The following is a 13,968-nucleotide window of genomic DNA, read 5'->3' as shown; positions in this document are numbered from 1 at the left end:
CAATAAACTTATAAACCCTGTTTTAAACTGGCTTCAATAAATTTATCCAGATCACCATCAAGGACTGCGCCGGTGTTCGAGCTTTCTACACTAGTACGCAAGTCTTTAATACGTGAATCATCCAGTACGTATGAACGAATCTGGCTGCCCCAACCGATATCAGACTTGGTATCTTCCAGTGCCTGCGCAGCATCAGTACGTTTTTTCATCTCTAATTCATAGAGTTTGGCACGTAACTGTTTCCAGGCATGATCACGGTTAGCATGTTGTGAACGCTGGTTCTGACATGCTACTACAATACCTGTTGGTGCATGGGTTAAACGCACCGCAGAATCGGTTTTGTTAATATGCTGACCACCAGCACCCGATGCACGATAAGTATCGGTACGGACATCTGCAGGATTGATATCAATTTCGATGTTGTCATCAATTTCAGGTGAAACAAACACAGCCGAGAATGAAGTATGACGACGGTTACCCGAGTCAAATGGCGATTTACGCACTAAACGGTGGACACCTGATTCGGTACGTAACCAGCCATAGGCATACTCACCTTCAACGCGGATTGTTGCCGATTTAATCCCCGCAACATCACCGTCAGACTCTTCCATCAATTCTGCTTTAAAGCCGTGACGTTCAATCCAGCGCATATACATACGAAGTAGCATTGAAGCCCAGTCTTGTGCTTCTGTACCACCAGAACCGGCCTGAATTTCCACATAACATGGGTTCGGATCCATCGGATTACTGAACATACGACGGAATTCAAGTTTTGCCAGTTCAGCTTCAGACGCATCTAATTCTGCTTGTACATCTTCAAGCAAGCTTTCGTCGTCTGCTTCAACCGCTAAATCAAGCAACGCTTGCGCATCTTCAAGCTGTGTTGATAAACCTTCAAGCACATTTAATACGTTTTCAAGCTCGCCTTTTTCTTTGGCCATCGCTTGCGCACGACTTTGGTCATTCCAGATTGCTGGATCTTCTAACTCGCGGAGAACCTCTTCTAAACGCTCTTTTTTCAGATCGTAGTCAAAGATACCCCCGTAGTGTTAGACCACGGTCGTTTAAGTCTTTTAATTGGTTTAGATAAGGATTAATTTCCACGTGAATTACTCTCAATCAGAATATTAGGCTTAAATAGCCGTCGATTATAACACAGAGCGTCGATGCAATTTTAGAGGGCTTATGCGTACTAACAGTTAAACAAAATGTCTTTTTTATTAAAAATGTGCATGTTTTTTAAGCATTATTGCAATTTTTCAACAACAATAACCTTTGGGGTTTTTACGCACCGTACACTATTAGCGCTCGGTCTTGCTGCAATTGCTTGTTCAAGTTTTGCTTATAATGCTCAATTAAATGGTGGGTTCACTTACACTGATCATGATGATAATTTTACCGATATAGACAATCAATTTGAGCTAAAAGGCATTTTTTACTTCAATCCTGTTTCTACTAAAAATGCACCTCTTTCGGTTATATGCCTTGATCTAATGTGCTATTCGCTGCAGGTATTGACGGCTATCAAGACGATGCTGACTTGGAAGACAACCGCTTCGCAGTACGTGCAAAATATGTAGCGCCAATGGATCAAGGTCAATTTTTAAATCTGGAAGCTGACAGTGCATTTGGCGATACAAATAGTTTGACACTTGGCGCAGACTACTATTTCGACCAAGCTTTCAGCGTAGGGGCAGCTTATAATATTCAAGATGATGGCGAAGATGACGTGGATTTCTTCTCGATTCGTTCTAAATATTTCATTAATTCCAACTTTGCAGTGGGTGGCGAAGTTGGTTTTGGTGATGATGTTCAAGCATTTACTATCAATGCAACTTATCGTTTTTAATTGCAAAACAAGCACTAAAATAAATGCTTTAAAGCACTTTCCATCGCGGGTGTTTTTTTATTATTGATGGATTATTATGTTACAAAATACTTAAAATTTTATTAAAAATTCACATAAATCCATTAACTCTCCACAATTTTAATAAAACAAAACATTTTAATAATTATATATTTTTCAAATATTTAATATTATTAAATTACATAAGATTACGTTAGCAACATTTGAGTAACCTTGCAAGGATTGACCTGCCTTCATTTTACTCTAGACTAAAAGTTGTAACAAAAAATGTATTAATTTTAACCACAAATTTGAGGGGTAGTATCCATGAAAAAATTAGCCATTGCTTCAGCACTTCTTTCTGCTCTAGCAATTACAGGTACAGCAAATGCATACCAAGCCGAAGTAGGCGCAGCAGCAGCTTATATTGACCCTGATAATGGTAGCTCAGGTAGTGCTTTTGGTGTAGATGGTACTTATTACTTCAACCCCGTACAAACTCGTAATGCGCCACTTGCAGAAGCAGCATTCCTTGACCGTGCCAGCAACGTTAATGCGCACGCAACATTTGCTGACCGTGGTGACCTAGATAACAATACCTATGGTGTTGGTGCTGAAGTTTTCGTACCAAATTCTGACTTTTATTTAAGCGGTAACATCAGTAAAAATGAAGCAGAACGTTTCAACATACTGGGTCAAAAATATGATTTTGATACCACTTATTATTCAGCTGAAGTCGGTTACCTTCCCGCTCCAGGCCTATTGATTGCCGCTGGTGTGAAAGGTTATGACAACGACAATGATGATGGTGTAGATCCTACAGTTCGTGCCAAATATGTAACTACCTTAAGTAATGGTAAAGACATCAACCTAGAAGCTGGTGCTGCATTTGGTGATCTAGATGAATACAATCTTGCTGCCGATTACTTCATTGATAAAACACTCAGTGTTGGTGCTGACTACCACAACAATGACTTAACTGATCAAAATGAATTTGGCATTAATGCCCGTAAATTCTTTACTGAGCAAGTAAGTCTTGAAGGTCGAGTTGGTTTCGGTGAAGTGGGTAATAACGACTACAACTCATTCGGTGTAGCTGCCAAATACCGCTTCTAAGCATTTCTTCACCAGTTTTCATAAATGGCCCATCTTCGGATGGGCTATTTTTTGCCCTCAAATTAAGCATTTAGGTAGAAAATGCAGATTGACTGTGCGATTGTTTAATATACAATTAGTTACAATTGTAATATAAAAATCATATTTTATAACAAAGAGAGAAATCTAAATGCTTAAAAAATTTGCTCTTGCTACAGCACTTCTTGCTGGTCTGGGAACTGCTCACGCTTACCAAGCTGAAATTAATGGGAGCTATGAAAATACCGATATCGATGACAGCGGAGATCTCGATACATTTGCGATCAGTGGCAAATATTATCTAAATGGTGTAAATGCTAAAAATGGTCCACTTGCAGAAGCAGCTTTTTTAAGCAAAGCAAGTAATATCGGTCTTGGCTATGCCAATGCCAGTACTGATGAGGATTTTGCAGACTTAGAAATCGATACTGTTGGGGTAAACGGTGAGTTTTTTATTCCTAACTCACAGTTTTATGTTTCTGGAAGCTTAAATCGTGCTGAAGTGACTGTTGAAACAGCTTTTGGCAAAGCTTCAGATGATAACGTGGGCTATGCATTAGAAGCTGGCTATCTTCCTGTAGATGGACTACTTATTGCTGCGGGTATTTCTAAAGAAAACATTGATCCGGTATATGTTTCAAAAAATGGTTTCATAGACACTTTTACCAATATAGCCTCTGTAGCAGATGAGACTGCTGTGACTTTGCGCGCAAAATACGTCACTCAAATTGGCAATCATTTTACCAATTTTGAGGGAGCAACATATTTTGGAGATGAAACTGCATATCGTCTAGGTGCAGACCTTTACCTCGATCCTACACTTAGCGTTGGTATTTCCTTGGCTGACTCAACTATTGAAGATTCAGATACCATTTTCAGTATTCGTGGTCAGAAATTCTTTACTCCAGTCATTGCTGCAGGTATTAATTACACTACAACTGATGGTGCAGACTCTTTTGGAATCAACGGTACTTTCCGCTTCTAAGCTTTAAGATTAAAAACAAAAACCGCTCAATTGAGCGGTTTCTTTATTGCTCCAAATGGATCACGCGTAGTTGTAAGCTGACGTTGCCATTGAATTCATTTTTATCAATTTCATAAACCAGTCGTACACTGCTCTGCATGGCATCAAATTCAAATTTGTCTCGCGCATTAAATGCGATTGCTTCTACAATTTGACCATTTTGCAAAGCCAGACGCAACTTTAAATGCATTTCTTTCAGCCAGCGATAATCCAAAATTTTAAACACCCCTTCAAAAATCGGTGATGGGAATTTTTGTCCCCAAGGGGTTAAGTTTTGCAAAAAATCGACTGTTTGAATGTGAAAATGTTCTGTCGGTAATTCACCATCGGTCCATAAAGTAGCGTGAAACAGTGACTCATCCATCGTTGAGATTAAAGCTTCAAGGGCCTGCTTAAATTCATCAAAATGCTGTTTCTGAATGGTCAAACCGGCAGCGGCGGCATGTCCGCCAAAATGGCTGACCAAATGAGGATACTGTTCGGCAATCATTTCAATAGCATCGCGTATATGTACGCCTTCTATAGAGCGGGCAGAGCCTTTAATATGTATACCATCTTCATCGGAGGCAAAAACAATACTGGGGCGATGAAACTGTTCTTTTAAACGGCCGGCCACAATACCAATCACACCCTGATGCCAATGCGGTTCAAACAGAATGAGTGCAGCTGGTAAATGTTCTTGATCCAGCTCAAGCTGAGTAAGCTCAGACAAGGCCTCCTGCTTCATTTGGCTCTCGACCTGTCGGCGCTCAGTGTTCAATTGATTTAATTGTTGTGCCAAGGGATAAGCGGTTTGCAGATCGGCAGCCAACAGACATTCAATACCGATATCCATGGTTTCCATGCGTCCAGCCGCATTGATACGTGGACCTAATACAAAACCCAAATCTTGAGCCTTTAAGGAAGCTGGATCACGTCCGGCAATATCCAGTAATGCACTAATCCCTGCACGACACTGATTTTGCCGTATGCGCTTTACTCCAGCATCGACCAGAATGCGGTTGTTATAATCCAGGCTGGCCACATCGGCATAGGTGCCTAAAGCTACCAGATCCAGATATTGAGCCACTTTTGAGGTCGATTTGCCTAATTGGCTGCGATAACTGGACAAATTGGCAAGCAGGTAAAACGCCACCCCTACTCCAGCCAGAGCTTTGCTGGGGAATTCACAGCCCAACTGATTCGGATTGACCACCGCTTCTGCTTTAGGGGTTTCTTTGGTGGTTAAGTGATGATCGGTAATAATCACCTGCATGCCATGTGCTTGAGCCTGTTCTACCCCGGCATGACTGGAAATGCCATTATCAACGGTAACCAGTAAATCTGGCTGAAAACTTGTAAAAGCCAAATCGGCAATGGCTGGTGTTAAACCATAGCCATATTTAAAACGGTCCGGCACCAGATACTGAACATCAGCCCCCATATCGCGCAGCGCTAGAATCATTAATGCGGTACTGGTGGCACCATCGGCATCATAATCTCCCACAATCACAATTTTCTTTTGCTGATCAATCGCCTGATCCATCAACTGAATGGCTGCATCCAAACCTTTGATGGTCGGTGCTAAAAGATGCTTCAGTTTCAGTTCAAGTTCTTGTTCTGATTGCACACCGCGACGCGCCAAAATTTGTGCAATAAACGGCGACACGCCCTGAAAATTTTCAGGGCGTGTAATAAACGGTCTTTGCTGAATCAGTGTTTTTGGCATTAAGGCATGAGTCGTTGTAATTTCCACTTACCGTCGATTCTTTCATAACACAAGCGGTCATGTAAACGGTTTGGACGACCTTGCCAGAATTCATAATAATCTGGCGTCAAGCGATAGCCGCCCCAGAATTCAGGTTTTGCCAATTCCGCTTTTTCCGCCACCTGATCTTGCAAAATCTGAAAACGAGTCTGCAGTTCCTCACGACTGGCAATCACACCACTTTGTGGCGTACTGATATGCGCTGCAATCTGGCTATCGCGTGGGCGTTTATGATAATAATCCGTTGATTCCTCTAAAGAGATTTTTTCAACGCAGCCACCGACACGAATTTGGCGTTCTTGCTCAGGCCAATAGAACAGCAGTTCGGCATAGGGATTGTCTGCCAAATCCAGGCCTTTTTGACTGTCGTAATTGGTATAAAAATCATAACCCGCTTCAGTCGCACCACGTAATAATAGGGTACGCACATGCGGACGGCCTTGTGCACTCGCAGTTGCCAATGACATGGCATAGGGTTCATGCAGTTTCGCTTCTAAAGCATGGTTAAACCAATTCAAGAATTGCTCATGCGGGTTTTCAGCTGCATGAGTTTCGTGTAATTCCCCTTTTTGGTAACTTAAGCGCAGTTCGCTTAAGTCTTTAATCAGATCATTCATATTGTTCCCTTATGCTGCGTTAGAGCGTACACGATCTGCAAGCTGATTGGCTAAATCGGTTACTTCCTGAAGATTGTCACCTTCTACCATCACCCGAATAACCGGCTCTGTTCCTGATTTACGGATCAGTAAACGACCACGGCCCTTCAATTGTTCTGCTGCCTGATCAAATTCAGCCACCAATGCCGGCACAGAGTACGGGTCAAACATTTCCGCCAGACGCACATTCACCAATACATTCGGTAATAGGGTAAAACCTTCAACCAATTCATGCAGGGCTTTATGTTGCTCGACCATCACGGTCAATACTTGTAATGCCGCAATAATGGCATCACCTGTGGTGCTCTTATCTAAAGTCAGAATATGCCCGGAAGGTTCACCACCAATCACCCAGCCATTTTCATCCAAAGCTTGCAAGACATAACGGTCACCTACTTTGGCACGCACAAATGGAACTTGCGCTTTTTCCAAAGCCAGTTCAAGCGCCATATTGCTCATGACCGTACCCACAATACCTGCAGGTTTGCGCTTGCCCTGAGTAGCCAAAATATACAGGATATGGTCGCCAGTGATTTGCTCACCGTTTTTATCCACCATAATCACGCGGTCTGCATCACCATCAAAGGCAATACCCAAATCTGCCTGATGTTCAAGCACTGCCTTTTGCAGGTTTTCCGGATGGGTTGAACCGCAGTCCTGATTGATGTTTAAGCCATCTGGTTCATTATACAGTGCCACAACTTTGGCACCCAGTTCTTTAAATACCGATGGTCCCACGTTATAGGCAGCACCATTGGCACAGTCCACCACAATTTTTAAATTACTGAGATCAAAATGGTATGGAAAGGTAGATTTACAGAATTCAATGTAACGGCCATTGGCATCTTTAACACGCACACTTTTACCCAGGTTTGCGGTATCTTCAATTTTTAACTCGTTTTCCAGTTCCTGGTTAATCGCATCTTGAATCTCATCGGGAAGTTTCTTGCCTTCACTGGAGAAGAACTTGATTCCATTATCAAAATAAGGATTGTGCGAAGCTGAAATCACGATTCCCAGGCTGGCATGTAAAGCACGGGTTAAATGTGCAATTGCAGGCGTGGGTAACGGGCCAAGCAAATGCACATATACGCCCGCCGCATTTAAACCTGCCTGTAATGCAGATTCTAGAATATAGCCCGATAAACGGGTATCTTTGCCTAGAACAACGATGGGTTTATTTTTATTGCTATATTGTTTTAATACTTTGCCCGCAGCAAACCCAAGCTTGAGTGCAAATTCAGGTGTAATTGGAAGTTCCCCGAACTTTCCGCGGATGCCATCTGTACCAAAATAACTCATTCTTTACTCACTTCTTATACATGTAGATGGGATTGATCATCCAATTTTAGTCTTAATTACTTTACACCAAAATCAAAAAAGCCGTCATATAAATGACGGCTTTTCCTGAATTTGATTACTAAAAATCAACCAACACGGTAGTTAGGTGCTTCTTTGGTAATAGTCACGTCATGCACATGCGATTCAGACATACCTGCCGCTGTGATTTTCACAAACTTGGCATTTTGACGAAGATCGTTCACGGTTGCAGAACCGGTATAACCCATAGAAGAACGCAGGCCACCCATCATCTGGTGCACAATGTTACCCATAGGGCCTTTGTAAGGTACGCGACCTTCAATACCCTCTGGAACTAATTTTTCAGCACCAGCTTTAGAGTCTTGGAAATAACGGTCAGCAGAACCTGTTGCACCCGCCATTGCACCCAATGAACCCATACCACGGTAAGCTTTGTAATAACGACCCTGAAAGAATTCAACTTCACCCGGTGCTTCTTCAGTACCAGCCATCAATGAACCGACCATGATTGTGCTTGCACCCGCACCAATTGCTTTGGCCATATCACCCGAGAAACGAATGCCACCATCTGCGATCAATGGAATTTGTTCTTTCAATGCATTGGCAACGCTGTCGATTGCAGAGATTTGCGGCATACCAATACCAGCAACAATACGCGTTGTACAAATTGAACCAGGACCGATACCCACTTTCACCGCATCCGCGCCTGCATCAAGAAGTGCAAGAGCAGCATCACCAGTCGCAATGTTACCGCCAATCACCTGAACTTGCGGATAGTTGGCTTTGACCCAACGTACGCGCTCAATCACGCCTGCAGAGTGACCATGTGCTGTATCCACAACAATGGCATCTACACCTGCTTCAACCAGTGCTTCAACACGGCTTGGCGTTTCTACACCCGTACCGACTGCGGCACCGACACGTAAACGACCAAGATCATCTTTACAGCTGTTTGGATAAAGTTCCGCTTTACGGAAATCAGTGACTGTAATCAAACCTTTAAGTTCGTTGTTGTCACCCACTACCAATACTTTCTCAATACGATTTTTTTGAAGAAGTGCTTGGATATTTTCTTTTGATTCGTTTTCGCGAACAGTCACGAGACGATCTTGACCTGTCATGATGTTGCTAACAGGTTGTTCCAGATTGGTTTCGAAACGTGTATCACGACCTGTCACAATACCGACTACTTTGCCATCTTTAACAACAGGTACACCGCTGATGTTGTTGGCTTGAGTGATTGCAATCAGTTCACGAACAGTGGTTTCTGGCGTTACGGTGATAGGATCTTTCACCATACCTGCTTCAAATTTTTTCACACGGCGTACTTCTGCAGCTTGTGCAGCAATATCCATGTTTTTGTGCAAGATACCAATACCGCCATTTTGTGCCATTGCAATTGCCATACGGGATTCAGTTACCGTATCCATAGCTGCTGACACAAGAGGAATATTCAGGTTAATGCCACGAGTAAGGCGTGTCTTTAAGGAGACATCTTTTGGGAGAACAGTTGAGTAGGCAGGGAGTAATAAGACATCATCGAAGGTTAGAGCTTCTTGAACGATGGTCAACATAACAGTCTCACTGGTAATTTCCGTGCGCTATTATAAACAAAAAAAACAGTTTTATTCATGCTAATTTCAAACAGCAATGCAAAATAAATTTACATTACTGAATATCGGCCAACTTTTTTATTAAAAAACAGTCATTTTAATGCATGAGCATGTAAATTTGAGCGGGTACTCAATTAGCAGACCTGATCAAAATCTTCATCATTGGTCGACTCAAAAGATTCAAGCGGCACAAAAGGGATCATGCTATGCGCCCGTCTGGCCTTATTACATTGCTCATCGGCAATTTGCACTTCTTTGCATGAGGAGCTGCGTGCCTCATACATGCCACAACTGACCTGCTTACCTATTTCACCGGTCAGGGCAATACAGCGCGGTGACTTTTGATTGGTTCCCGCCATACACGAATATACTGCTGTTACAGGTTCCGTATAGTGTTCGGGCATGGCAAGCCCTTCTGCCCAATAAAATGAAACTCGAAAATAGGCGCAGCAAGCGCCACAGCTTAAACAGGCATCCTGAGTGGGTACTTGAGACAACATTCTTATAAGTTCTCGTCATCTAACATATTTTTTAGTGCAAAAATCTTAAAAAATGTTGCGCTTTAACTCAAGCTTTTTTCATCTATTTAAGATTTATTATTCGGGATAGGTAAATACGGTTTCATCCATTAAATCGACACCGCATTCCAGAGTTTCAATCCAGTCCAGAAATTGATTCACCTGCTCTGTGCCAATGAATGGCGTACCATGCTGCGGCACAATCATTTCCACGTCCATGGTACGAACCATTTGTACCCAAAGACGGATCACTTTATTGCAACACATATAACGTTGATGGAAACCTTTCATCTTCGGGATATGTGCAGCAAAATTTTCCAGCGGTTTAGAGGCATCATCTACCATGGATGCGCCCATATCACCAGAAAACAGAATTTTAGCAATCGGATCATAAAACTGGAAATTACCGACCGAGTGCAGGAAATGTGCCGGAACAGCAACAATGCTCGATTCACCCAACGGAATCACCTGACCATGGTCAGGCAGCTCAACCAGACGATCCAGCCAGTTCCCTTTCATCCGGTCGCTCATGAAAGCCGAGTTCAAATGCGGCAAGAAACGTGCCCATAATTTGGATGCTACCACTTTGGCCTCGGTATAGACCAGCCAGCGTGGCATAGAAGTAATAATGTCAGGGTCCTGATGGGATGCCATGACATAATCAAGATTGGTTAGACGGGTATATTTGTTCAGTTCCATTGTCAATGGAACATAGGTCAAGTCACCCCCTGGATCAAGCACTGCAGCACGTTCATGATCTAGGATTAGAAACTGGTTTGCCTGTACACCTTCACCTTTCACTAAACTGGTAAAACTAATACATTTATGCGTACCATTATCAAATAGTACCTGTGATGTGGTGCGATCAAACGCCATACCCATTCCCCAAAATATCGTTTTTAGACTAAATTTTTAATTCCTCTCAACATATAGGGATTCATGGAAATTTACAACAAAATAACATCTGAATATTGGTAGATTTATCAGTAAATTGTGCGGTATTTCACAATAAAAAATCCCGACAAAAATGCCAGGATTTTTAACGCTATTCAAATTTAAAAGAAATAATGTTGCACCAGTGCCACCACACCAATCACCAAAAACACAACTGCACCAATTTTATGAATCAGTGAAATCGGTAGTTTTTCTGCCAGTTTGTTACCAATAAAGACTGCAGGTGCATTGACCAGCATAATCCCGAGGGTGGTACCCAATGTCACCCAGCCTATACTGTCAAAGCGCGCGGCAAGGGCCACGGTAGCAATCTGGGTTTTATCACCAATTTCTGCCAGAAAGAATAAAACAAACGTGGCACCAAAAACGCCATATTTTTGCCATTTATTAATGCTTTCAGTTTCATCATCCAGTTCATCTGGAATCAGCATCCACGCCGCCATCCCAATAAATCCCAGGGAAACAATCCATAACAATACGGTCGGGCTCAGCACAGTGGTAATCCATTGACCCAGTACAGCGGAAACACCATGGTTAACCACGGTCGCCAGGAAAATTGCGATCAGAATTGGCACAGGTTTACGGAAACGCGCAGCCAGCAGCAAAGCCAGCAATTGAGTTTTGTCACCCATTTCGGACAAGGCAACAACAGCTAAAGAAATCAGGAAGGCTGAAAGCATGATGTATTTCTCTGGCTAGCATAATAAAACCTATGACTCACCCCTCCTGCTAGCCAAATTGAGCAGAGTGGTAAATCAAAGGTCTTGCCAACAAAAAGAAAATCATGATCAAAAGATCATTTGGTTCTTTGCTATGATGACCATGTTCTGTGGAACAATTATGTTGACCATCACCTTTTTACATTGCGTAAAAAGCGGCTACTCCCCAATGAAGTGCATGTATTTTAAGCTGAAAGATAATTTTTTTCAAATGACTTTAAAAATATCATTTCAGGATAATGCTAAACATTGCTATCCATGGCTAAAATTGCATTAAAAATCATTTTAAGCCAAGCAATATTTTACAGGCTGCACTCACCTTCTTATTCATGCCATATGGATGAGCATGTTCATTTCTCAACACCAAAATCTTTTACAAAAAAACCCTGCCGAAGCAGGGTTTCATCTTCCCATAAACTCAAATTAAAGTAATAAGCTACGAATATCTGCCAATAATTTGGTCAGCTTATGGGTAAAGCGTGCTGCATCTGCGCCATTAATCACACGATGGTCATAAGACAATGACAACGGCAACATCAGCTTAGGATCAAAACCTGTACCATTCCAAACCGGTTGCATGGTGGCAGGTGAAATACCCAAAATCGCCACCTGAGGCCAGTTCACCAATGGGGTAAATGCAGTACCGCCAATTGAACCCAGGCTGGTAATAGTGAAGTTGGCGCCCTGCAAGTCTTTCGGTGACAATTTCTTGTCACGTGCCTTCTTGCTCAGTTCACCCAATTCAACTGCAATTTGCTTAATTGATTTTTGATCTGGATTACGCAGTACCGGCACAGTCAAACCATCCGGCGTTGCCACGGCAATCCCCATATGGATTTCATTACGCAGCAATACCGATTTTTGGTCGTCCGCCAAATGGCCGGCAAAATACGGCTCTTCCTTCAACAGATGAGCGACTGCTTTGGCAATGAAAGCCAGAATCGTCAAACTAATGCCATCCTGTTTAAACTTGGCCTTGAGCTCTCCGCGCCATGCTTCAAGCTCGGTAATATCCGCCAGATCAAACTGGGTCACCTGTGGAATGTAGTTATTCAACGACAACTGCGGTACAGATACTTGCTGTAAGCGTGTCATTACTTTTTCTTCAGTACCGCCAAAAGCACTAAAATCAGGCAATTTAGGTAAACCAGAAACTTGGGTTACAGTCTGTGCAACAGGAGCTGCTTGCTGAGCTGTCAGACGTGTTTTCACATAAGCAAAAACATCTTCTTTCATCAAGCGGTCATGAGCACCCGAAGCTTTGACTTCAGCCAAGACCACACCCAACTCACGAGCCAGCTTACGTACCGCAGGCCCAGCATATACCTTGGCATTAGCAGCACTTTGCTCTTTAGTCAGCTTATCAGCCGATTGAACCGGTACTTGCTCTACAGATGTAGCTGCTTGTGGCGCTGCTGTCGGAGCAGGTGCTGCTTTGGCTGGCTGAGCTACAGCAGCTGCTGCCTGTCCTTCCGCTTCGATGGTCACCAAAGCCACACCTTGTGAGACATTTTGCCCCACTTGTACGTGAATGGCTTTAATCACCCCTACCGATGAGCTTGGCACTTCAACGGTGGCTTTATCGGACTCAACCACAATAATGCTTTGATCTGCTTCGACCGTGTCACCAACTTGAACTAAAATTTCCGCGACTACAGCTTTATCTACACCCAGATCAGGCACAGCAATTTCAATGTTTCCGCTTGGTGCAGAGGTTGCAGGCGCCTGAACCGCCGCTTCTGCTTTTGGCACGGCCAAAGCTGCTGTTTCTGTAGAAGATGCTGTTGTAGAAGCTGTACTTGGCGCTGCTTCAACAGCTGAAGATGCTGTTTTCACTTTGAGCAGAACCACACCTTCTTTGACTGTGTCGCCTGCCCGAACTTCAACGCTCTCAACCGTACCTGAAACAGTACTTGGCACTTCTACAGTGGCTTTATCAGATTCCACCACCACAATGCTTTGATCGACAGCGATTTCATCACCTACCTGGACCAAAATTTCGCCGACCAGGGCTTTTTCTACCCCAATGTCAGGTACTTGCACCTCAACCACTGAAGAGCTGCCAGTTGGAGCCTTCGCTGCTGAAGCTGCTGGTTGACGGGATGCCAGTTCCTGCATAATTTCCTGATCAGGCAGCGAGGTCGGAGTATTTTCCGAAGTCTTCTGTGAAGCATCTGCTTCCTGGACTTCAGTCGCGCCCGTTGATCCGTCCTCAGCTTCCAGTTCAATCAGTACCGAACCTTCTGAAACCACATCACCTACTGCAACCGTAATACTTTTCACAATCCCTGCCGAAGTGCTTGGCACTTCAACAGAGGCTTTATCCGATTCAAGCAAAACCAGGCTGTCATCTACCGCAACGCTATCGCCCACTTTCACCAAAATTTCTGCAACGGTGGCTTTATCTACCCCAATATCAGGTGTTTTGATTTGCATG

Annotated in this window: 12 protein-coding genes and 1 riboswitch; of the genes, 3 read left to right on the top strand and 9 right to left on the bottom strand. The window is 43.2% G+C overall.

The window, feature by feature from the left end; translation table 11 throughout:
* Nucleotides 1–8: 8 nt before the first annotated feature.
* A protein-coding gene (gene prfB / locus WAE57_RS07215; protein WP_337709617.1) for a peptide chain release factor 2 occupies nucleotides 9–1,104 on the bottom strand; the annotation gives its coding sequence in 2 pieces (ribosomal slippage) (nucleotides 9–1,031 and nucleotides 1,033–1,104; 1,095 coding nt in all).
* A 391-nt stretch (nucleotides 1,105–1,495) separates the two neighbouring features.
* Here prfB and WAE57_RS07210 point away from each other — a divergent pair.
* The 3 genes from WAE57_RS07210 (at nucleotide 1,496) to WAE57_RS07200 (ending at nucleotide 3,965) form a co-directional block, all read left to right on the top strand.
* Entirely contained in the window at nucleotides 1,496–1,849 is a 354-nt protein-coding gene (locus tag WAE57_RS07210; protein ID WP_337709615.1) for a putative porin, read from the top strand.
* A gap of 324 nt (nucleotides 1,850–2,173) precedes the next feature.
* A complete protein-coding gene (locus WAE57_RS07205) occupies nucleotides 2,174–2,962 on the top strand; it encodes a putative porin (protein ID WP_337709613.1) in 789 nt (262 codons plus the stop codon).
* 169 nt (nucleotides 2,963–3,131) lie between these two features.
* Nucleotides 3,132–3,965: a putative porin gene (locus WAE57_RS07200; protein ID WP_337709611.1), complete on the top strand. Its 834-nt coding sequence runs from the start codon at nucleotides 3,132–3,134 to the stop codon at nucleotides 3,963–3,965.
* A 43-nt stretch (nucleotides 3,966–4,008) separates the two neighbouring features.
* Here WAE57_RS07200 and recJ read toward each other — a convergent pair whose 3' ends face one another.
* The 8 genes from recJ to WAE57_RS07160 all read right to left on the bottom strand — a co-directional run bounded on the left by recJ (nucleotide 4,009) and on the right by WAE57_RS07160 (nucleotide 13,967).
* Entirely contained in the window at nucleotides 4,009–5,712 is a 1,704-nt protein-coding gene (recJ, locus tag WAE57_RS07195) for a single-stranded-DNA-specific exonuclease RecJ (RefSeq protein WP_337709800.1), read from the bottom strand.
* Nucleotides 5,712–6,368, bottom strand: coding sequence for a pyridoxamine 5'-phosphate oxidase (gene pdxH, locus WAE57_RS07190; RefSeq protein ID WP_337709609.1), 657 nt, complete (start codon nucleotides 6,366–6,368; stop codon nucleotides 5,712–5,714). Before pdxH ends, recJ begins: the two co-directional genes overlap by 1 nt.
* Before the next feature lie 9 nt (nucleotides 6,369–6,377).
* Nucleotides 6,378–7,709, bottom strand: coding sequence for a phosphoglucosamine mutase (gene glmM, locus WAE57_RS07185; RefSeq protein ID WP_337709607.1), 1,332 nt, complete (start codon nucleotides 7,707–7,709; stop codon nucleotides 6,378–6,380).
* Between the two features lie 125 nt (nucleotides 7,710–7,834).
* Nucleotides 7,835–9,301 (bottom strand): IMP dehydrogenase, encoded by a 1,467-nt coding sequence (gene guaB, locus WAE57_RS07180; RefSeq protein WP_086174690.1) that lies wholly within the window; start codon nucleotides 9,299–9,301, stop codon nucleotides 7,835–7,837.
* A 173-nt stretch (nucleotides 9,302–9,474) separates the two neighbouring features.
* Nucleotides 9,475–9,840, bottom strand: coding sequence for a YkgJ family cysteine cluster protein (locus WAE57_RS07175; protein ID WP_237786924.1), 366 nt, complete (start codon nucleotides 9,838–9,840; stop codon nucleotides 9,475–9,477).
* Between the two features lie 96 nt (nucleotides 9,841–9,936).
* Nucleotides 9,937–10,734, bottom strand: coding sequence for an MBL fold metallo-hydrolase (locus WAE57_RS07170; protein WP_086174783.1), 798 nt, complete (start codon nucleotides 10,732–10,734; stop codon nucleotides 9,937–9,939).
* A 179-nt stretch (nucleotides 10,735–10,913) separates the two neighbouring features.
* Nucleotides 10,914–11,492, bottom strand: coding sequence for a TMEM165/GDT1 family protein (locus WAE57_RS07165; RefSeq protein ID WP_086174692.1), 579 nt, complete (start codon nucleotides 11,490–11,492; stop codon nucleotides 10,914–10,916).
* Between the two features lie 74 nt (nucleotides 11,493–11,566).
* A riboswitch (yybP-ykoY riboswitch) is annotated at nucleotides 11,567–11,711 on the bottom strand.
* A 243-nt stretch (nucleotides 11,712–11,954) separates the two neighbouring features.
* Nucleotides 11,955–13,967 (bottom strand): 2-oxo acid dehydrogenase subunit E2, encoded by a 2,013-nt coding sequence (locus WAE57_RS07160; protein WP_337709600.1) that lies wholly within the window; start codon nucleotides 13,965–13,967, stop codon nucleotides 11,955–11,957.
* Nucleotide 13,968: the final 1 nt, after the last annotated feature.

Source organism: Acinetobacter sp. NS-4 (genome assembly GCF_037402435.1).
Taxonomy (GTDB): Bacteria; Pseudomonadota; Gammaproteobacteria; order Pseudomonadales; family Moraxellaceae; genus Acinetobacter.
The sequence above is the reverse complement of the archived record's forward strand: the minus strand, read 5'-3'. Positions and strand labels throughout refer to the sequence as shown.